18 protein-coding genes are annotated in these 21,033 nt (G+C 70.2%); 14 read left to right on the forward strand and 4 right to left on the reverse strand.

What is annotated here, in order from left to right:
- Positions 1–43: 43 nt before the first annotated feature.
- Together ACFKCF_RS55520 and ACFKCF_RS55525 are read right to left on the reverse strand one after the other, a co-directional pair.
- On the reverse strand, positions 44–1,063 hold the full coding sequence (locus ACFKCF_RS55520; protein WP_394504781.1) for a LacI family DNA-binding transcriptional regulator: 1,020 nt from the start codon (positions 1,061–1,063) through the stop codon (positions 44–46).
- Positions 1,047–3,452: a glycoside hydrolase family 3 N-terminal domain-containing protein gene (locus ACFKCF_RS55525; protein ID WP_394504783.1), complete on the reverse strand. Its 2,406-nt coding sequence runs from the start codon at positions 3,450–3,452 to the stop codon at positions 1,047–1,049. Before ACFKCF_RS55525 ends, ACFKCF_RS55520 begins: the two co-directional genes overlap by 17 nt.
- Positions 3,453–3,852: 400 nt before the next feature.
- On the opposite strand from ACFKCF_RS55525, the gene ACFKCF_RS55530 reads away from it, so the two are divergent.
- The 4 genes from ACFKCF_RS55530 (at position 3,853) to ACFKCF_RS55545 (ending at position 7,417) form a co-directional block, all read left to right on the forward strand.
- Entirely contained in the window at positions 3,853–5,175 is a 1,323-nt protein-coding gene (locus ACFKCF_RS55530) for an extracellular solute-binding protein (protein WP_394504784.1), read from the forward strand.
- Entirely contained in the window at positions 5,172–6,098 is a 927-nt protein-coding gene (locus tag ACFKCF_RS55535) for a carbohydrate ABC transporter permease (protein WP_394504786.1), read from the forward strand. The genes ACFKCF_RS55530 and ACFKCF_RS55535 overlap by 4 nt, the downstream gene beginning before the upstream one ends.
- 1 nt (position 6,099) lies before the next feature.
- Positions 6,100–6,990, forward strand: a complete 891-nt coding sequence (locus ACFKCF_RS55540) for a carbohydrate ABC transporter permease (RefSeq protein WP_394504788.1) — start codon at positions 6,100–6,102, stop codon at positions 6,988–6,990.
- Between the two features lie 100 nt (positions 6,991–7,090).
- On the forward strand, positions 7,091–7,417 hold the full coding sequence (locus tag ACFKCF_RS55545) for a rhodanese-like domain-containing protein (protein ID WP_394504790.1): 327 nt from the start codon (positions 7,091–7,093) through the stop codon (positions 7,415–7,417).
- A 13-nt stretch (positions 7,418–7,430) separates the two neighbouring features.
- Here ACFKCF_RS55545 and ACFKCF_RS55550 read toward each other — a convergent pair whose 3' ends face one another.
- Entirely contained in the window at positions 7,431–8,153 is a 723-nt protein-coding gene (locus ACFKCF_RS55550) for an SDR family NAD(P)-dependent oxidoreductase (protein ID WP_394504792.1), read from the reverse strand.
- 107 nt (positions 8,154–8,260) lie between these two features.
- Between ACFKCF_RS55550 and ACFKCF_RS55555 the strand changes: the two genes are divergently transcribed.
- From ACFKCF_RS55555 to ACFKCF_RS55570, 4 genes are all read left to right on the forward strand, one after another.
- Complete coding sequence (locus tag ACFKCF_RS55555) at positions 8,261–8,896, forward strand: TetR/AcrR family transcriptional regulator (protein WP_394504794.1); 636 nt, start codon at positions 8,261–8,263, stop codon at positions 8,894–8,896.
- 267 nt (positions 8,897–9,163) lie between these two features.
- Positions 9,164–10,138 (forward strand): pirin family protein, encoded by a 975-nt coding sequence (locus tag ACFKCF_RS55560; RefSeq protein ID WP_394504796.1) that lies wholly within the window; start codon positions 9,164–9,166, stop codon positions 10,136–10,138.
- Between the two features lie 2 nt (positions 10,139–10,140).
- Entirely contained in the window at positions 10,141–10,461 is a 321-nt protein-coding gene (locus ACFKCF_RS55565; protein WP_363985093.1) for a tetratricopeptide repeat protein, read from the forward strand.
- Positions 10,462–10,592: 131 nt separating this feature from the next.
- On the forward strand, positions 10,593–12,728 hold the full coding sequence (locus ACFKCF_RS55570) for a transglycosylase domain-containing protein (protein ID WP_394504797.1): 2,136 nt from the start codon (positions 10,593–10,595) through the stop codon (positions 12,726–12,728).
- A 29-nt stretch (positions 12,729–12,757) separates the two neighbouring features.
- On the opposite strand, the gene ACFKCF_RS55575 is transcribed toward ACFKCF_RS55570, so the two are convergent.
- On the reverse strand, positions 12,758–13,117 hold the full coding sequence (locus ACFKCF_RS55575) for a hypothetical protein (protein WP_394504799.1): 360 nt from the start codon (positions 13,115–13,117) through the stop codon (positions 12,758–12,760).
- Positions 13,118–13,644: 527 nt separating this feature from the next.
- On the opposite strand from ACFKCF_RS55575, the gene ACFKCF_RS55580 reads away from it, so the two are divergent.
- The 6 genes from ACFKCF_RS55580 (at position 13,645) to ACFKCF_RS55605 (ending at position 20,914) form a co-directional block, all read left to right on the forward strand.
- Positions 13,645–14,985, forward strand: a complete 1,341-nt coding sequence (locus tag ACFKCF_RS55580) for a hypothetical protein (RefSeq protein WP_394504802.1) — start codon at positions 13,645–13,647, stop codon at positions 14,983–14,985.
- 176 nt (positions 14,986–15,161) lie between these two features.
- A complete protein-coding gene (locus tag ACFKCF_RS55585; RefSeq protein WP_394504804.1) occupies positions 15,162–16,274 on the forward strand; it encodes an epoxide hydrolase family protein in 1,113 nt (370 codons plus the stop codon).
- Between the two features lie 8 nt (positions 16,275–16,282).
- Positions 16,283–17,326, forward strand: a complete 1,044-nt coding sequence (locus ACFKCF_RS55590) for a winged helix DNA-binding domain-containing protein (RefSeq protein WP_394504805.1) — start codon at positions 16,283–16,285, stop codon at positions 17,324–17,326.
- A 108-nt stretch (positions 17,327–17,434) separates the two neighbouring features.
- Positions 17,435–18,388, forward strand: coding sequence for an AraC family transcriptional regulator (locus ACFKCF_RS55595; protein WP_394504807.1), 954 nt, complete (start codon positions 17,435–17,437; stop codon positions 18,386–18,388).
- 332 nt (positions 18,389–18,720) lie between these two features.
- Complete coding sequence (locus ACFKCF_RS55600) at positions 18,721–18,885, forward strand: hypothetical protein (RefSeq protein ID WP_394504809.1); 165 nt, start codon at positions 18,721–18,723, stop codon at positions 18,883–18,885.
- Between the two features lie 505 nt (positions 18,886–19,390).
- Positions 19,391–20,914 carry a hypothetical protein gene (locus ACFKCF_RS55605; protein WP_394504810.1) on the forward strand — a complete coding sequence of 508 codons (1,524 nt, stop codon included), beginning with the start codon at positions 19,391–19,393 and terminating at the stop codon, positions 20,912–20,914.
- Positions 20,915–21,033: the final 119 nt, after the last annotated feature.

Genomic DNA, 21,033 nt, shown 5'->3' on the forward strand with positions numbered 1-21,033 from the left:
TTACGGAATATGTGCAAGGCGCCTGACAAAACTCGGGAACCGGTCAGGCGCGCTCCGCCGTGGAGGCGCGGACGATGAGCTCGGTGGCCAGCTCGACGTGGTGGGAGTCGATCTTCTCGCCGGCCGCCAGCCGCAGCGCCGTACGCACCGCCACCCCGCCCATCTCGGGCAGCGGCTGGCGGACGGTGGTCAGCGGCGGGGAGGCCATCCGGGCCATCTGGGTGTCGTCGAACCCCACGATGCTCAGGTCCTCCGGGATGCGCAGGCCCCGCGCCCTGGCGGCCTCCATGACTCCCAGCGCGCTCTCGTCGCAGCCGGCGAAGATCGCCGTCGGCGGCTCCGGCAGGTCGAGCACGGCCGCGCCGTACTCCAGGCCGTCCGAGTAGCGGAAGTGCCCGGAGCGCGTGTACGCGGGCGGCACCGGCGCCCCTTCGGCCTCCATGGCGGCGCGGTAGCCGTGCAGGCGGGCCTGGTTGCAGGCGGCGGTGGCCGGTCCGCCGAGGTAGGCGATGCGCCGGTGACCGAGGGACAGCAGGTGCTGGGTGGCGGCCAGCCCGCCGGCGAAGTTGGTGGAGCCGACGCTGGTCACGCCGGCGTGCGGCAGGTGGAGCGGGTCGATCACGACCAGCGGCAGCTGGACGCGGGACAGCGCGGTCAGCTGCCGGGTGGTCAGCTGGTCGCACGTGACGCAGATCAGCGCCCGGCGCCCGGCGGCGGCCAGGTCGCGGGCCCACGCGGCGGGGTGGTCGATCTTCTTCCGGACGCTGACGACGATGCCGACGCCGAGCTCGGCCCCGGCCGCGACCACACCCTGAATGATCTCCGTGGAGTAGGTGCTGAAGTCGTCGTCGAACTGCACCTCGATGGTGTCCGTCGCGACCGGCCCTTCTCGGCGCGGCGACGGCGCGATGTAGTCGTGCTCCCGCAGCAGCGACTGCACCAGGGAGCGGGTGGTCGGCGCCACGTCGCTGCGGCCGTTGAGCACTTTGGAAACCGTCGCCACCGACACGCCCGCCGAGGCCGCGACCGTGGCCAGCGTGGCGCGTCTAGAACTGGACGGCATCGTTTCCTCCCTCCGGTTCGACCGACACGGGCGTATCCAGGCGCCGATCGTGGCCGACGACCCTGGCCGGGCCGGTCAGCCGCACCGTGCCCCGGCACGGCAGGTCGGCCGCCGACGTGCCGACCAGCACCTCGATGTCTCCAGGCTCCACGATGCGCCTCAGGTCGCGTCCAGTGAAGGCCGTCCGGTCGGCGTGCACCCGGAAGGTCACGCGGGCGCTCGCCCCGGGTTCCAGCCGGACCCGGGCGAACCCGGTCAGCTGCCGGACCGGCCGGGTGACCTGGGCCAGGACGTCGTGCAGGTAGAGCTGGACGACCTCCTCGCCGGCCCGGTCCCCGGTGTTGCGCACGCTGATCGCCACGCCGAACTCGCCGTCGGTGGCCACCTCGGCGTCGCTGATCCGCAGGTCGCCGACCTCGAAGGCGGTGTAGGAGGTGCCGTGACCGAACGGGAAGAGCGGGGTGGGGTCGAGGTTGCTGATGCCCTGGCTGTCGGCGCCCAGCGGCGGCTGCAGGTACGTGCCCGGCTGCCCGCCGTGCCCGCGCGGGATCTGCACTGGCAGCCGGCCCGACGGCTGGACCCGGCCGGACAGCACGCCGGCGATGGCCGCGCCGCCCTCCTCGCCGGGCATGAACGCCTGGACGAGCGCCGCCGCGCCCGCGTGCACCCGGCCCAGCGCGTACGGGCGGCCGGAGACGACGACGGCGACGACGGGCGTGCCCGTCGCGGCCAGCTCGGCCACCAGGTCCTCCTGCACCCCGGGCAGGCGCAGGTCATCGGCGTCGCAGCCCTCTCCCGAGGTCCCGAGGCCGAACAGCCCGGCGAGGTCGCCCACGGCCACCACGCACAGGTCCGCCCCGCGCGCCGCTTCGAGCGCGGCGGCGAACCCGGCGCGGTCCTCGCCCTGCACCTCGCAGCCCCGCTCGTGGACGATCTCGGCCTCCGGCAGCTCGGCCCGCAGCCCGTCGAGCAGGCTGGGCGCCTCGATGCCGAGCCCGAGTCCGGGGTGGCGGGGCAGCACGTGGTTGGGGAAGGCGTAGCAGCCCATGAACGTCCGCGGATCGTCGGCGCACGGCCCGACGACCGCGATCCGGCGCAGCCCGGGACGCAGCGGCAGGGCGTCGCCGGCGTCGAGCAGGATCACCGACCGCTCGGCCAGCTCGCGCGCCAGCGCCCGGTTGCCCGGCGAGTCGAGGTCCACGCCGTCGGCCCCGGACACGGACGTCTCGGGCGTCCAGTCCGGGTCGAGCAGCCCGAGCTGCACCTTCTGGGTGAGCAGGCGGCGCACCGCCCGGTCGATCAGCGACTCGGGGATCTCGCCGCCGCGCACGCGCTCGACCAGGTGCGGGCCGAAGCCGAGCGTGTCGGGCAGCTCGACGTCGATGCCCGCGGTGAGGGCCTGCACGCCCGCCTCGCCGGTGTCGGCGGCCACGCGGTGCATGCTCGCCAGGAACGGGATCGCCCAGTAGTCCGACACGACCGTCCCGGTGAAGCCCCACTCCTCGCGCAGCACCTCGGTCAGCAGCCAGGGGTCCGCCCCGGCCGGCACGCCGTCCACGTCGGAGTAGGAGTTCATCACCGACCGCGCGCCGCCCAGCGCGATGGCGGTCTCGAACGTCGGCAGGATCATGTCCATCAGCTCACGCCGCCCCATCGGCACGGGCCCGTGGTTGCGGGCCGCCCGGGAGGCGGAGTATCCGGCGAAGTGCTTGAGGGTGGCGATGATCCCGGCCTTCTCCAGCCCGCGCACGTAGGCGGCGCCCAGCATCGCGACGAGGTAGGGGTCCTCGCCCATCGTCTCCTCGACCCGGCCCCACCGGTAGTCGCGCACCACGTCCAGCACGGGTGACAGGCCCTGGTGCACGCCCACGGCCCGCATGTCCCGGCCGATCGCGGCCGCCATCCGCTCCACCAGCTCGGGGTCGAACGTCGCCCCCCACGCGATGGCCGCCGGGTAGACGGTCGCCCCGTACGTGGTGAACCCGGTCAGGCACTCCTCGTGGACGATGGCCGGGATCCCGAGCCGGGAGCGCTCGACGACGGCCCGCTGCAGCCTGACCACCTCGGCGGCGCCCTCCCGCGCGGTCACGGGCGCGCTGCCGTGCACCCGGGTCAGGTGGCCGAGCCCGTGCCTGATCGCCTCGTCGAGGGGGAGCGTGCCGGAGGCCGCGAACACGTCCTGCATCGGCGCGACGTTCAGCGTCTCGGCGTCCTGGGCCGGCTCGTGCTGCATGTCGTTGCCGATCCACCGGCTGCCGAGCTGGCCGACCTTCTCCTCGAGGGTCAGCTCCGCGAGGAGGGCCTCGACTCGGTCGGCCACGGGACGCGCCGGGTCCTGCCACGGGCGGAGCACGCCGTCCATCGCGGGGGTCCGATCCAGAGCCGTCATCTGCTCTCCTTAAAGCCGATTCCCGCCGTGAGTATTTCGAAATGTTTCGATGTCGTCGAGTGGCCTGCGAGCAAGCGTCTCCGATTACAGACGACCAGATGAACGCCGCGCCTGAGTACTTTACACACGCGCTGCTCGGATGGGCAGATTCCCGGATACGACGGTCTTGACAGGCCCATGGTCGAAACCTAAATTGACGGACCACGCGGTATGTCGCAAATGTTTCGACGAGCTCACTCAAAGGAGACGTGACGAGCGGCATCGGCAGGCGCCCGTCCCCGGCCGCCCGCCAGCACCATCCGACGATCAACGAGCCGCGCGGCCAACCCCCCGGCGTTCAAGTACGGAGATCAGCGTGGAGAACAGGTCAACTTCTCGCCGCACCTTCCTCAGCCTCTCCATGGGAGTTCCCCTGGGAGCCGCACTGACCGCCTGCGGAGGCTCCGGGCCGACCCAGGCCGGCGCCGGTGGCGGCGGTGGCAGCACGAGCACAGGTGGCGGCAGCGGTGCCGGCAAGGCCACCTACTGGTATCTCACCGGACAACCACAGGAAGGCATCCGCACCCGCGCCGTCGAGCGCTTCAACAAGGCCAACCCGAGCGGCCAGCTCGCGACCACGATGTTCCAGAACGACGCCTTCAAGACGAAGATCAAGACGGCGATCGGCGCGGGCGAGGCCCCCACCATCATCTGGGGCTGGGGCGGCGGCGGCCTGAAGAGCTACGTGCAGGCCGGCCAGGTCGACGACCTGACCTCCTGGTTCGACCAGAACGCGGCTCTGAAGGACAAGCTGTTCCCGTCCTCCTTCAACGCGGCCACGGTCGACGGCAAGATCTACGCGGTGCCGGTCGAGGCCGTGACGCCGATCGTCCTGTTCTACAACAAGAAGGTCTTCGAGAAGGTCGGCGCGCAGCCCCCGCAGAGCTGGGGCGACATCATGGACCTGGTCAAGAAGTTCAACGCCGCGGGCGTCGCGCCCTTCTCCCTCGGCGGCCAGTCGCGCTGGACGAACATGATGTGGCTGGAGTTCCTCTTCGACCGCATCGGCGGCCCCGAGGTCTTCCAGGCCGTCTTCGACGGCGAGAAGGACGCCTGGAGCAACCCGGCCGCCATCGAGGCCCTGACCAAGATGCAGGACCTCATCAAGGCGAACGGGTTCATCAAGGGCTTCTCCTCGATCACCGCCGACTCCAACGCCGACCAGGCGCTGCTGTACACCGGCAAGGCCGCGATGATGCTGCACGGCGGCTGGACGTACGGCAACATGCGCGACACCGGCGGCGACTTCGTCAAGGGCGGCCACCTCGGGTACATGAACTTCCCGCCGGTGGACGGCGGCAAGGGCGACCCCAGCGACACCGTGGGCAACCCGGCCCAGTACATGTCGATCTCCTCCAAGGCGTCGGCCGCGGAGAAGGAGATCGTCAAGAAGTTCCTCGCCACCGAGATGAACTCCGACGCGCAGAGCAAGGACTGGATCAGCAACGGCTTCGTGCCGATCGTCAAGGGGACCGACTCGCAGTTCGGCACCGACCTCGACGGCACCTGGCAGCGGTTCGTCTACGACGTCGCCAGCAAGGCCAAGTCCTTCCAGCAGTCCTGGGACCAGGCGCTCAGCCCGACCGCGGCCGAGGTCCTGCTGGACAACATCTCCAAGCTGTTCCAGCTGTCGATCTCGCCGCAGCAGTTCGCCACGAGCCTCAACGAGGTCATAGGCAAGTGACGGTCCCCCCGATCTCCGCCAGGGGAAACGCGCCCGTGGCCGCCGTGCCCGGCGGCCAGGGGCGCGGCCTGGCCTGGCTGGCCGTGCCGGCCCTGCTGTTCTTCGTCGGTTTCGGCGTCATCCCGCTCATCGGGGTCTTCGTGCTCAGCTTCACCGCCTGGGACGGGCTCGGCGAGATCCGTCCGGCGGGCTTCGACAGCTGGCGCGCCGTGCTCTCCGATCCCGGGCTGCCGCACGCGCTGTGGGTGACGTTCCTGGTCATCGCGATGTCGTGGGTGGTGCAGACGCCGGCGAGCATCCTGCTCGGCACGTTCCTGGCCGGCTTCCAGCGCTATCGCGCGGTGTTCTCGGTGATCTACTTCATCCCGCTGCTGCTCAGCTCGGCCGCCATCGCGATCACCTACAAGGCGCTGCTCGACCCGAACTTCGGGCTCGGCGCCGGGCTGGGGATCCCGATCCTCGTGCAGGACTGGCTGGGCGAGCCCGTCCTCGCCTTCAGCGTCGTGATCTTCGTGGTGTCGTGGCAGTTCATCCCGTTCCACTCGCTGATCTACCAGGGCGGCGTCCGCCAGATCCCGCGCTCGATGTACGAGGCCGCCGAGATCGACGGCGCCGGCCGGGTCCGCATGTTCTTCAGCATCACCCTGCCCCAGCTCAAGTACACGATCATCACGTCCTCGACGCTCATGGTCGTGGGTTCGCTGGTCTTCTTCGACCTCATCTTCGTGCTCACCGCCGGCGGCCCCGGGGACGCCACCCGGGTGCTCGCCCTGGAGATGTACAAGAGGGGCTTCCAGGCCAACCTGATGGGCCCGGCCAGCGCGATCGCCGTCATCCTGGTCCTGGTGGGCCTGGCGCTGGCGCTGCTGCTGCGCCGCCTCGGCGGCCGGGACGCGACCCACAGCCAGCTGGAAGGTGCCTGACATGACGACGACCCTCGCGAAGAACACCTCGCAGGCGGCGGCGCGGCACACCGCTCCCGGCACCAAAGGAGTGACCCGCCGCCCCAACTGGCTGGGCGGCGCGGTCGCCTGGTTGTGGCTGGCGGTCGTGGTCGTGCCGATCTACTGGATCGTCATCACCAGCTTCAAGTCGCAGAGCAACTACTACGTCGAGAACCCGCTCCTGCCGCCCTCCGAGCCCACGCTGGCCAACTACCAGCTGGTCATCGAGTCGGACTTCGTCCGCTATTTCATCAACAGCGTCGTCGTCACGGTCGGGGCGGTCGCGCCCGCCGTGGCGGTGTCGTTCATGGCGGCGTACGCGATCGTCCGCAGCGGCAAGGGGCGGTTCCTGCGCTGGACCAACTCGGCGTTCCTCATGGGCCTGGCCATCCCCCACCAGGCCACGATCATCCCGATCTACCTGATCATCATCAAGCTGGGCCTCTACGACACGCCCATGGCGCTGATCCTGCCGTCGATCGCGTTCGCGATCCCGCTGTCGGTGCTGATCCTGTCGAACTTCATCAGGGACGTGCCCAAGGAACTGTTCGAGTCGATGCGCCTCGACGGCGCCAGCGAGCTCGGCACGCTCTGGCACCTGGCGCTCCCCCTGACCAGGCCCGCCGTGGTGACGGTGACCATCTACAACGCCCTGACGATCTGGAACGGGTTCCTGCTGCCGCTGATCCTCACCCAGAGCCCCGAGCAGCGCACGCTGCCGCTGGCGCTGTGGACCTTCCAGGGCCAATACAGCATCAACGTGCCCGCGGTGCTCGCCTCCGTCGTCCTGACCTCGGTGCCCATCCTCATCCTGTACGTGGTGGGCCGCCGCCAGCTGCTGGCCGGCCTGACCGCCGGATTCGGCAAGTAGACGGGGAGGCGGACGCCCCAGATTGCAAAATCGGACTGCGGTCCGGTAACGTCTTCACACGTAACCGGACCGCAGTCCGACTTATTCTGGAGGCAATGACATGACCGCTCTCATCTCCCGGGACGACCTCGCGGCGGCCATCGAGGCAGGCACCGTGACCGTGGTCGACGCGCTCGGCGACGCGTACCACGCCAAGCAGCACCTGCCCGGCGCCATCCCCCTGACCCTGGCCGACGTGGACGCCCAGGCATCCGCGCTGCTGCCCGACAAGAACGCCGCGATCATCACGTACTGCTCCAACCCGGCGTGCCCGAACAGCGGCCACGTCGCCGACCGGCTCACCGCGCTGGGCTACACCGACGTGCGCAAGTACCGCGAGGGCATCGAGGACTGGACGGCCGCCGGGCTGCCCGTCCAGTCGTCCTGACCCGCCCTTCCGCCTACTGGCCGAAGCTCCCCACCAGCGCCTCCACCCGGTCCTGCTTCGTGTACAGCTCCCAGAAGCCGTCCGCGAGGACGTCCGGGTGGACCACCTCCGGCTCGAAGTCGAGCGACACCAGGGAGGAGGTGATCGCCTGGTGCGGCACGCTGCCCTCGATCAGCGCGCCCACGTTGACCGCTCCCACGTACACGCCCTTGCCCGCGAGCTCGGCGTTGAGCGTGTGGAAGTAGTTGCGCAGCGCCGCCTGCGCCATGCCGGCGTTGCCGAGGGACGGCGTCGGGTAGATCCCCGACTGCCCCGCCGTGAACAGGATCGCGCCGTCGCCCCGCTCGACCATGTCGGGCAGGACCTGCCGCACCAGGGCCACGGCCGAGAGCACGAACCGGTCGAGGATCACCCGCGCGTTCTCGACGTCTACGTCGAGCGTCGCCGCGATCCCCTCCCCCATGCTCCCGCCGCCGGGGCTGAACACGGCGACGTCGATCCGCCCGTACGCCTCCTTGATGGCCCCGATCGCGCCGGCGAGCCGATCGGGCTCGTAGACGTCGGCGGTGAAGCCGGCCGCCTCGACGCCGTCGCGGGCGAGCTCGGCGACGAGGTGGTCGAGGTTCGCCCTGGTCCGGGCGACGAGGGCGATCCGGAAGCCCTGACGGCCGAAGCGGCGGGCGAGGGACAGGCCCATGACCGGGCCGGCGCCGAAGATGGCGAGGGTTCTGAGCATGACAGCTCCTTAATGCATTCAGCTAAGTTGACCGTTGTCCCAAGTTCTGGCGCTGGAAGCATACGCACAAGTTGGGAGTGTTCTCAAGTTCGTCTACGATGGGCGGCATGACGACCCCCGCCAGACCACTGCGCAGAGACGCGCAGCGCAACCGCGACCTGCTGGTGACGGCCGCGAGGGAGCTGTTCGCCGCCCGCGGGCTGGACGTCCCCCTCGACGAGATCGCCCGCACGGCGGGGGTGAGCAGCGGCACGCTCTACAACCACTTCCCGAGCCGCGAGGACCTCGTCGACGCCGTCTTCGCCGACCGCACGGCCACCGTGGTGCAGATCTCGGAGCACGCCCTCTCGCTGCCGGACGCGTGGAGCGGGCTGGTGCACTTCCTGGAGCGGGTGTGCGAGCTACAGGCCGCCGACCGCGGCTACAACGACCTCGTCTCGAACCGGGGCCCGCAGCCCACTCCGGCCGGCGACCCGGCACGCGGCTACGCGATGATGTCGCGGATCATCGAGCGCGCGCACGAGGCCGGGGTGCTGCGGCCGGACTGCACGCTGGAGGACATGGCGTTCGTGACGTGGGGCATCGCCCGCACGGTCGAGGCCACCGCCGCCGTGCGGCCCGAGGTGTGGCGGCGGCATCTGGCGTTGATCCTCGACGGGTTCCGCGCGCCGGCGGCGCATCCGCTGCCGGAGCCGCCCCTGCGGCCCGACGAACTGGGGCGCATCATGCGAGAGTGCGGCTGACCGGCGCCGTCGACCTCGAGCACGTACGGCGTCAGCTCCCGAGCGAGCGCGCCGTCCCACAACTCATCCGCGGTGCCCCCGACGAGCAGCAACGGCTCGGCGGTCTGGCCCACGTAGGCGAGCAGCCCTGCCAGCGGCCCGAAGTTCCCGCCGGGAACGACGACGACAGATCGCATGGCCCAAAGGTTACGCGCGAGCGGGAATGCCCGAAGGGGGTCACGCGTTGACGCGAGCAACCGATTGAACTTTCAACCAACAGGAGGGGTCATGCCCGCCATCACCGCTGACACCCTGGCCCTGCCCCGCGTCGCCGCGCCCGACCCGGCCACCGTCGCGCGGCGGTCCGTGCGGTCGGTGACGACCGCGCCCAGCGGGTTCGAGGGCGAGGGCTTCCCGGTACGGCGCGCGTTCGCCGGCGTTCCGCAGTCCGCGCTGGACCCGTTCATCCACATGGACCAGATGGGCGAGGTCGAGTACGCGCCCGGCGAGCCCAAGGGCACCCCCTGGCACCCGCACCGCGGCTTCGAGACCGTCACCTACATCATCGACGGCATCTTCGAGCACCAGGACTCCAACGGCGGCGGCGGCACGATCACCGACGGCGACACCCAGTGGATGACCGCGGGCTCGGGCCTGCTGCACATCGAGAAGCCGCCGGAGCACCTCGTGGTCTCGGGCGGGCTGTTCCACGGCGTCCAGCTGTGGGTCAACCTGCCGCGCGCGCACAAGTTCCACCTGCCCCGCTACCAGGACATCCGCGGTCGTCAGGCGGCGCTGCTCGCCTCGGCCGACGGCGGCGCACTGCTGCGGGTGATCGCCGGCGAGCTGGACGGCCACGCCGGTCCGGGCGTCACGTTCACCCCGATCACGATGGTGCACGCGACGGTGAGCCCCGGCGCCCGGCTGGAGGTGCCGTGGAACCCCGCCTACAACGCCCTGGCCTACGTGCTGGCCGGACACGGCTACGCCGGGGACGAGCGCACGCCGGTGCGCAAGGGACAGCTGGTCGTCTTCGGCCAGGGCGGGGCGATCACCGTCGCCGCCGACCCGGCCCAGCCGCAGGCCGAGCCGAACCTGGAGGTGCTGCTGCTCGGCGGGCAGCCGATCCGCGAGCCGGTCGTGCAGTACGGCCCCTTCGTGATGAACAACCGCGCCGAGATCCTTCAGGCGATGGAGGACTACCAGGCCGGCCGCCTGGGCGTCATCCCCGCCGAGCGCCTTCCGCACACCGGACAGGAGTGAACATGCCGATCGAGAAGCTGGCCGAGGAGTACAAGCGCGGGCGCCGGTTCTTCGACTCCCAGGACTACATCGGGGCCGCCCGCATCCTGGCCCAGGTGGTGGCCGCGGCGCCGGACAACCTCGCGGCCCGGCTGCTGCTGGCCCGGGCCTACTACCACTCGGCCCAGCTCGGCCGGGCCGAGGCCGAGCTCCGGCTGGTGCTGGAGCGCGACCCGGCGGAGGGGTACGCCTGCCTGCTCCTCGGTCGCACGCTGCAGCGCCAGAACAGGCCGAAGGACGCCGAGCCGTACCTGCGCATGCATGCCGCGATGACCGGCGAGTGACATGCGCGACGCCGAGCGCCGCCCTCTTTGGAAGGCGGCGCTCCGGCCTGCGGCGATATCCATTCCAATATCAATAATCAAGGCATATCAGTCTTGGACAGCGCGAACGGCTCTGTGCTGTCATGACGCCCATGTCCCCTTCGAGCCCCTTGTTGAGCCTTGCCCGCCTGACCGGAGCGGCCGTGGCCGCCGGCACCGTGGTCGCCGCGATCGCGCTGCCCACCGTGGGCGGGACAGGCTCCCTGTTCGTCTCGGCCACCGAGATGCTCGATCTCAAGCCCGCCCAGCTCGAAGAGCCGCCCCTGGCCCAGACCTCCGTCGTGTACGACGCGAAGGGCAACCGCATCGCGCAGTTCTACGCCGAGAACCGCAAGGAAGTGCGCCTGGACCAGATCGCCGACGTGATGAAGACGGCGATCGTCGCCATCGAGGACTACCGCTTCTACGAGCACGGCGCGCTCGACCTGGAGGGCACCGCCCGGGCCCTGGCCAAGAACCTCAGCTCGGGCGGCATCGCCCAGGGCGGCTCGTCGATCACCCAGCAGTACGTCAAGCAGGTCCTGCTGAACTCGGCCGACACCGAGGAGGGCAAGAACAAGGCGCTGGAGGCCAGCTACGCGCGCAAGCTCAAGGAGCTGCGGTATGCGATGGGCGTCGAGGAGAAGTACTCCAAGGACGAGATCCTCCGCCGATATCTGAACATCGCCTACTTCGGCGCGGGCGCCAACGGCGTGGAGGCCGCGGCGCGGCGCTTCTTCGGCGTCTCGGCCGCCGACCTGAACCTGGCCCAGGCGGCGACCCTGGCCGGCGCCGTCCAGAACCCCAACAGGACCGATCCCGCGCTCGGCAAGCAGGCCCGCAAGCTGCTGCTGGACCGCCGGAACGTGGTGCTGGACCGGATGGCGCAACTCGGCCGGATCACCCCGGACCAGGCCTCGCACGCCAAGGCGGCGAAACTCGGCTACAAGGGCGTCGAGGCGCCCAACGGCTGCCAGGACAGCCGCTATCCGTACTTCTGCGAGTACGTACGCTATGAGCTGCTCACCAGCCCCGCCTTCGGCAGGACCGAGCGGGCCAGGAAGCAGCGCTTCGCCCGCGGCGGCCTGAAGATCTTCACGACCCTGGACCCGAAGGCGCAGCGGGCGGCGGAGACGGCGATCAGAAAGCACGTCTTCGCCTCGGACCACCCCGTGGCCGCCGAGGCGCTGGTCGAGCCGGGCACCGGCAAGATCAAGGCGATGGCGGCCAGCCGTCCCTACGGCCACTCGGTCAAACGCAAGGAGATCTCCTACAACCCGGTGGCGGACAAGCGGCACGGCGGCTTGATCGGCTTCCAGGCGGGCTCGACGTTCAAGACGTTCACGCTGATCACGGCGCTCGCCCAGGGGATGAAGATCGACGACGGGATCAGCGTGACCAACGCCTACACCGCCCCGGGCTACGCCTCGTTCAAGAACTGCAAGGGCCAGAACATGGGCATCCCGTCCTGGACGGTCACCAACGACGAGGGCTCGCCCGGTTTCAAGACGCTCGCGACCGGCACGTGGGGGTCGGTGAACACGTTCTTCATGGCGCTGGAGCAGCGGGTCGGCCTGTGCGAGACGGTGCAGACGGCCAAGTCGCTGGGCATCAGGCGGGCGGACGGGGGGCCGCTGCAGGAGTACGAGACGTTCACGCTCGGGATCAACGAGATGGACCCGGTGACGGTGGCCACCGCGTACGCGGCGATCGCGGCACGCGGCACGTACTGCACGCCCATGGTCGTCACCAAGGTGACGGAGGCGAGCACCGGCGCGGCGACCCCGTACGAGCCGTCGTGCCGCAAGGCGCTCGACCCGGAGGTGGCCGACGCCACCGCGCACGTCCTGTCAGGGGTGTTCACCAAGGGCACGATGCGCGGGGTCGGCGGCATCGGCCGTCCGGCGGCGGGCAAGACGGGCACCACGGACGGGTACGCCACGGCCTGGTTCGCCGGGTTCACCCCCGACCTGGCCGGAGCGGTCAGCCTGGGTGACCCGCGCGGCTCCCAGCGCTACAAGCTGACCGGCGTCACGATCGGCGGCCGCACCTTCGGCGCGGTGGCCGGCGCCTCGGTACCCGGGCCCATCTGGAAGGACACCATGATGGCGGCCCTGAAGGGCGTGCCGGCCTCGGACTTCACCCCGGTGAACCCGGACCGCTTCGGCGGCTGCGGCCAGAGCTGCGCCCCGGCCCGCGAAGACCGCCCGGACCCGGCCCAGGACGAGCCCGCGACCGCCGAGGGCTGACCTCTGCCCGCCGTTGTCCGCGCATGGTGTCATTGTCCGAGGAGCGAGCGCAGGGCCTGGGACAGTCGGGCCGTCGCGTCGGTCGCCTTCTGGGCACGCCAGGCGATGAACCGGTCGGGGCGCACCAGGACCGCCCCCTCCGGATCGTGGCCGCGATGCCGGGTCCAGGTGGAGCGCGGGTCGAGGAGATCGCCGTCCAGATGGCCCACGCGCACGACGTCCAGCGGCCAGGTGCCGGCCAGTTCGGCGGCCGCCTCGCACCAATCGTGGCCGTTCTCCCCGGCGACGAGCAGGAAGCGGCCCGGCCGGAGGAGGTCTGGACGTGCTGGCGCCTCCCGTCGTCGTCCTCCAGCCAGGCGTGCGGCAAGGGATGACCGGGGCGCGCGCACGGCTGGTAGAGGCGGGCGGGGTCCGGGTTGGCGGCGGCGCCGCGGGCGGGTGCCCGCCACCCCGCGCCCGAAGGCCGAGCAGCCACCGGCACGGCACATCATTCACACGGCAAGTCCTACCCCTGCCGCCCGGCGCTCGCTTCGGGGCCTCGCACAGGGCCGCGGCGCCTCGCCGAACGACGGCAGCCGCGGCCGGCGCATGGTCCGCTATCCCGAATGCGCAGTGGATCAGACGTGGCGCGGATATTGCCTGCCGCTGTGCGCCGCTAGAGTCATCCGCGCCTCATACCGTGAGGCGGAAATCAACGCAGGATGTGCCCGACGTCCGCGCGCGAACGAGACCGCATCCGTTGCCCGCCGGCGCCGGATCCAGAGGCCCGGCAGCTCGCAGAGCGCCGACCTCGACAACAGCATCGATTGACGGAGTCATCCTGCGCAGACACGCCACAGGAGAAGCCTTGCGAAGATATCTGACGGTATTAGCTTGTCTCACGGCTCTGTTGGCGCCCGGGACCCGAGCCGATGCCGTGTCGCCACGCACGAGCGATGACGTGTGCCGCCTGGTGGCGGCCACACCCGCCCTCGGTGCGGGAGGGGTCATCCGCGCGACGGCCACCAGGATCGGCTGCGAGAACTCCACCACGGTCCACGTGCGCGTCATGCGGTCGCGGCCGGGCCAGGACCAGGTGCTCAAGAGCACGTCTCGTACCGTGAAGAACGGCGACGTCGCGGTGAGCCTGCGTTGCACGACCCATTCCCTGTACGTGATCGGCTCCGACGGGGACGGGCACCGGCAACGCTCGAGCACAGTGCGCCTCACATGTGGCCCCACACCCACGCCCACCCCCACGCCCACGACCACGACCACCCCCACCCCCAGGACCACCCCCACCCCCACGACCACCCCCACCCCCACGCCGACGAGCAGCCCGAAACCCACCGCCAGTCCGCGCCCCACGGCGACCGGGACCCCCACCGCTACCCCGACCGCGCCGGCGAAGGGGGTGCCCGGCTGGGAGCTCACCGCGGCCAATACCGGCCTCAATGCGATCGGCAAGTCCTGTGACTCGCTCCCGGCCTATACGGGCAGTGCCAAGCCCGCCGCGGGGACCACGATCTCCGGCAAGCTCATCGAGACCGGGCTCGACCTGTCAGCCGGCGACATCGTGGTCGAACGCTCGTGCATCCGCCCGAAGAAGCTCGGAACCGCGCAGCCGCTGGTGACCACCACGGGCGAATGCACGGGCAACAGTTGCGCGGTGACTCCCGGGAAGGTGACGATCCGTGACTCGGACTTCGACGCATCCAAGCTGAGCGCCAAGACCATCGCGGCCTCGTGCGCGTTCCTCGGCGTCGGGATCCTGCAGCGTAACCGCATGCACGACATGGGTTCGGGCATCTGCTTCTACAACACGGGAAAGCGCCTGGACGCCATCGCGGAAGGCAACTACATCCACGGACTCCGGTCGGACGGTGAGTCGCACAATGACGGGGCCACCATCCGGGACTTCGTGACGACGAGCGAGCCCGACCGCAGAGCCGTCTTCCGGGGCAACCGCATCGACTGCTCGTCGGGGAACGAGACCGGCGCGCTGTTCATCCAGACGCTCGGCGCCGACATCGACCAGGTGACCCTCGAACAGAACCTGCTCGAGGGCGGCGGCTACCAGCTCGGCCTGGAAGCAGGCTTCGGACACGTGTACGGCAAGCACATGCGAGCCGTCGACAACCGCTTCTCCGGCACCGGCTGGGGCCCACGCTACGTGGAACGCAAGAACCTGAACTACGGCTGGAGCGAGTGGCGGGACAACTACATCAACGATCCCGCCAAGACCGGCCACAAGGGCCGCGCCATCACCTCGCCCTGACCGGCGCATCGGACGCGTTCCCCGCCTTCTGTGTCACCGCGCGTCCGCCCCGGTATCTGTCCGGGGCACCTCCCGCAGCCGGGCGGCAATCAGCTCGACGAACAACGGCTCACCTCCGCACGCTTCCTGCGCACAAGAGGTGGGCCCGCAGCAGGACCACGTAATTGGAGAAAGACATGAGCAAACTGATCGAGCCGTTCCGGATCGACATCCCGCAGTCCGACCTCGACGACCTGATCGCCCGGCTCACCCATACTCGCTGGCCGGACCAGATGCGCGGCGTCGACGGGCGCCAAGGCATCCCGCTGGACCGGGTCAAGGGCCTGGCCGAGTACTGGCGCACCGCATACGACTGGCGAGCCGCCGAGGAGAAGCTGAACCGGTTCCCGCAGTTCACCACCGAGATCGACGGCCAGCGCATCCACTTCCTACACGTGCGCTCCACTCGGCAGGACGCGCTCCCACTGCTGATCACCCACGGCTACCCGAGCTCGTTCGTCGAGTTCGAAAAGCTGATACCGGACCTGCTGGAGCGCGGTTTCCACGTCGTGGTCCCGTCACTGCCGGGTTTCGGCTTCTCCACGCCGGTCGGGGAGCCCGGCTGGGCGATGGGCCGCACCGCGCGGGCCTGGGTGGAACTGATGGCCAGGCTCGGCTACGAGCGCTACGGCGTGCACGGCGGTGACGTGGGTTCCGCCATCTCGGGCACGGTCGGCGGGCTGGACGGCGAGCACGTGGCCGGTGTCCACATCGTCACCGACCCGTACACCGCGGCGGCCAGCGCGACCTTCGTGCCGTGGCTGGCGGACAAGCTGAACCCGGAGGATGCGATCGACCAGCTGGCCCTGCAGCGGATGGAGGATTTCCGCCGCAACGACTCGGGCTACCTGGCGATTCAGAACACTCGCCCGCAAACCATGGGATACGGCCTGACCGACTCGCCGGCCATGCAGCTCGCCTGGATCGCGGAGAGCTTCGACAGCTGGACGAGCCTGCCCATCGACATCGACCAGCTGCTGACCAACATCAGCTTGTACTGGTTCACGGGCACGGGGGTGTCCGCGGCCCGGTTCCTGTACGAGCAGGCCCACTCGCAGGACTGGGGCGCCCCGCCTTCGGTGCCGCAGGGCTATTCGGTGTTCGGTGCCGACGCGACGGTGCGGCGCCTGATCGACCCTGCCGACGGCGCGCACTGGGTGGAGCACGACCGCGGCCGGCACTTCCCGGCGATGGAGGCGCCCGAGCAGCTGGCCGAGGACCTGTCTGGTTTCTTCGACGGTCTCAGGTGACGCAGAGGTTGAGCCGGCGTGGCCTGAACCGGGCCACGCTGGCGCGCCAGTTCCTGCTGGAGCGTGTTGAGCTGCCGGCGCTGGAGGCGATCGAGCACCTGGCGGGGATGCAGTCGCAGGCTCCGCTCGCGCCGTACGTCGGTCTTTGGACGCGACTGGCGGGCTTCCGCCCGGCCGAGTTGTCCGCGCTGACCGTGCGGCGGGCAGCCGTACGCGCGCAGATGATGCGCAACACCGTGCATCTGGTCAGCGCCCGCGACTGCCTGAGCTGGTACCACCTGTTCGAGTCGGTGCACTCGAGGGATTTCGCGGCCCACTTCGGTGGCCGTCTCGGTGGAGTGGATCAGGCGGAGTTGCTGGAGCACGCCCGGACCGTCCTGGATGAGAAGCCGCGTACTCGTGCCGAGCTGGGGCAGGCGCTCGCGGAAGGCCGGCCGGACATTGATCCGAAGGTGCTGGCGTACGCGGCCACACACCATCTGGCGCTGGTCCAGGTCCCGCCACGCGGCCTGTGGGGCCGGTCAGGACGGGCGGAGTGGAGCACGATCGAGACTTTTCTCGGTCGCCGTCCGAATCCCGAACCGGGAGCCGAGGATCTGGTGCGCCGCTATCTGAACGGATACGGTCCCGCAAGCGTCGCCGACGTACAGCGCTGGTCCGGGCTGACCCGGCTGCATGAGGTCATCGAGCGGCTCGACCTGGTCCGCTTCCGCGACGAGGAAGGACGTGAACTGTTCGACCTGCCCGACGCGCCGAGGCCTGACCCGGACACCCCCGCGCCGCCCCGCTTCCTGCCCGAGTACGACAACCTGCTGCTGTCGCACGCGGACCGGTCCCGGATGTTCACGGACAACCGCCGGGTACCGTTGCCTCCGGGCAATGGCGCAAGGACCGGCACCCTGCTGGTGGACGGTACCTGGCGTGGTGTCTGGAGCCTGCGTGCCGGCGAGATCCACGTCGAGCCGTTCACGCCGCTGTCGCCGGCTGAGCGCGACGCCGTGGAGCCCGAAGCCGAGCTGCTGCGCGGATTCCTCGACATCCGGACCGGGTGAAGGGGTGCGCTGTCGCTCGACCCTGGCGAACGGGCTGAGAAAATCCGGGGGGAGATGGCCTGCAGTGAGCTTCGGGGCGTCACGAGAGCTCGAGAGTGTAGTAAGACCATGAATGAATTGACATCACAGAGCTTCAAAGGCGACGTGGAGGAAATGCGCGCGCAGGTCTCGCAGCACTTCTCACCGCACGGCCTCAAGGTCATCAAAAGCCACTCGAACGGCGGCCGGTACAGGCTTCTGCACCGCGGGAACATCGTCTTGCACACCCTGGCGTACGGGGCGGAAATCCGTGTCGACGTACCGGTGCTGCCCGACTTCTACAACATTCACGTGCCGTTGACCGGTGGTGGACGACTAATGGTCGGGGACCAGGATGTCGCCGCACCACTCACCATCATCGGTCCCCGGCGGCGCATCGAGATGAACTGGAGCGTCGATCACGACGTGATGATCATCCAGATTCCCGAGGTGCTTGTCGATCGCGTCCTCGAGGATCAGCTCGGTGACGTCCCGAAAAAAGATATGCACTTCGAACCACAGGTCATCGACGAGAGCCCTCTCGGTCGAGCGCTCAACGCACTTTCCCTCCCCGCTACGGCAGGCACGACGTTCCCCTTTGCGGCCTCAGCTCTCGCCGAGCACCATTTCGAGCAGTTTCTGCTGCACACCATGCTCGACTCGCAGCCCCATACCTACTCTGCCGACCTCGGCGAGCCCGGTGCCCCATCGACCTCCGCAGCGCTTCGACGCGCGCGCCACTTCTGCGAAGAACACGCCGCTGAGCCGATCACCCTGAGAGACATCGCCACCGCGGCCAGGGTGAGCGTCCGTACCCTTCAATCGGGCTTCCGCGAACACCTGCAGACCACGCCCACGGCCTATCTGCGCAATGTACGGCTGGCCCGGGCGCACGCCGAGCTTGTCCACATCGCGGCGACGGGCAGCCGGACCACTGTGACAGAGGTGGCGCTCCGGTGGGGTTTCGTGCATCTGAGCCGGTTCGCCTCCCTCTACCGCCAGACCTACGGTCACGCGCCCTCCGTCACGCGTCGAGGACGGTAGTGAAGGCGACGCTCGAGGCCGCGAGACGTGCGCGGCCGGTGGATGGGGGAGGGCATCGTTCGCCATGAGGTCCTGGTCACCTCTGGTCAGCAGCCTTGAGCGGGCGGTTTCTGGAGGGTTCCGCCATGGTGGCGAGTGACCACCTCATAGACGGCCGTGCGATCACGGGTTGGACGGCAGGTTGCACATCCGTGACGCGCGGCCCGTTCCGGAAACGATCGTCCGGTATCCGAATCGCGCCGCAGGCCGCTCGCTTACCGGATAGTCCGGCATTCGAGGTCTCCGTACGATCCCCTGCAGGGAACCGAGAGACACAAGCATCAGGAGGAAAAGTGCGCAAGACCGTTCTCGCCCTGGCCGCGACTTTGGCGTTCACCGGGGCCGGACTCGCGTTCGCCGCCGCTCCGGCGGGCGCCGAGAACCGCGACTTCTCAATCGACAACCGCGACTTCTCAGCCGACAACCGCGACTTCTCGGTGAACAACCGCGATTTCTGAGTCGCCAACCGCGAAGCTCAGGCCGGCGACTGAGTGGATCCGACATGGCTGATGAGGCGTGCAGTTTCCTGCACACCGTTCCGTGAACTCGGCCTCGATCAGCAGTACCGGCAACGCCGTGCCACAGCCGTCCGCTGCGGACGCTCTCACAGTAGGCACGGTTGAAGGCGCCGCACGACAGGTCCGGTCCGGCCAGTCGGCGGCGCCGCTCGGCGCGCCGGTCACCAGTAGCGAACACGACCCATCGTCCACTGGACGAACAAGACTGCCGGCCACGTTCTCCACCACGCCAGGACATCGCCGGCCCGGCGGAGTGATCCTGTTCCACCGCACTCCGCAAGTGGAGCACCCCCCGTGGCTGAACCGTCCCCGTCGCCGCCCGCGAACGCCCCGTCCCGCGACCGCCTCTGGGCCGGAAGGTCCGGAAGGGCCGGAGCGGTCGCAGCGAAGCGGGATCGCTCGGGAGGAGCGGGCCATTCAGCTGGTGCGGGAGGACCCGTCCGCCGTGACGCTCCCTGCCGTCTGGCGGACCGTGGCCCGGCGGCGCACCGACCTTCTCCTCCCCCTGCTGGACGGCCGCCGCGACGGCCGCTTCGCCGATCCGGCGTGGGTGCCGCGGATCGACGGCGGCGACGCCGGCCGATGGGCGCCCGACCAGCGCGAAAGGATCCGCGCCGAGCTCACCACCGCCGTCCACGACGAAGGCCTGCCCATCGCCGCGCGGCTGGCCGCCATCCAGGCGACCGGCCGGATCGGGGGCGGGCTGGACCTCCTCGCCGCCTGGGCGGACAGGGAGGAGACGATGCTGGCCGAAGCCGCCGTCACGGCCATGGCGCACGCCGGCGAGCCCGCCCGCGCGATGCCCGTGCTCGTGGGCCACGCCGGCGGCCCGGCCTCCCGCGTCGCGGTCGCCGCGCTGGCCCGATGCTGCCGTTCGACAGCCCCGTCCCTGCTCGGGCCGCTGCTGGAGCAGGCGCTGACCGCCCCCGGCAGCAAGGTGACGCTGCGCAAGCTGGCCGCCCGCCGGCTCGGCAGCAGCCGCCCGCCCGGCGCGGTGGACGCGCTGCTGCGCGCGTGGGCGGACCCGGGCCTGCACCGGGACGTACGGGTGGCCGTCGCCTCGGTGCTGCGCACGATCCCTGAGGACCCGCGGACCCTGGACGCGCTCGGGGACGCCGCCGGCCGGTACGCCGGCGAGCTGATGCTGCGCACGCTGTTCCAGGCCCACCCGATGGAGTACGCCCCCGCCGCCCGCCCCCGTTACGCGGACCTGGTGCGGCGGCTTCTCATGGCCGCCGACGTGCCCGGGGTGAGTTTCCGCGGGTCGAAGGCGTTCGCCCTGTGGGCGCACTGGTACCGGGGCGGCCTCGACGAGATCATCGAGGCCGTGGCCGATCCGGTGCCCGCCGGGGAGGTGATGGCGGTGTTCCTGGGGCTCCTGCGAGCCGGGGCGATCCGGTCCCAGGCGCTGGACGTCCTGGCCAGGCTCGCCGCCGCCGTACCTCGGGAGGACCTGGGGACACCGGCCAGGCGACGCGTGAACGCCATCACGCAGGAACTGGCCGCGCCCTTGGAGGAGGAGCCGGAGCCGTGGCGGCGGCGGCTCGCCCGGGACGCGATGGACGTGCTCGCCGCCCAGCCCCTCCTGCTGCCCCAAGTGGCCGAGCTGGGCATGGCCCTGCTCCCCAGGGAAACGGACGGGGACGAGCTCGCCGAAGCCCTGTGCGCGCTGGCCGACCTGCTCACGGACCGGCCGGTGCTCGCCGCCCGGACGGCCGGCACGGCCGTCTCGGAGCTGTTCGGCGAATACGGACGGAAGCCGCCGCTGCCGATGGCGGTCGCGCTGCCCGCGGCCCGGCGTCTGGCCGGACGCGGCGACCTGTCCGGCGGCCTTTTCGCGCTCAGGCTCATCCGGGCGGGAGGACAGCATACCGAGTGGGTGGCCCCGTGGCGGGAGCTCCTCCGCGACCTGCGCGATTCGCCGCACCTGGAGGTACGCCAGGAAGCCTGGGACACCTCCGTGGACTGACAGTGATGATGTAGATGAGCGCTTCCCGCCAGGGTTTGACCCATGGACTGACTGACCTCTGGGTCCTCAACGGGATCTGTCGACCCTGGCCGGGAAGCGCTCATGTGCACTCACCGGAC

The organism is Nonomuraea sp. JJY05, from assembly GCF_043496855.1.
In the GTDB taxonomy this organism is placed as follows: Bacteria; Actinomycetota; Actinomycetes; order Streptosporangiales; family Streptosporangiaceae; genus Nonomuraea.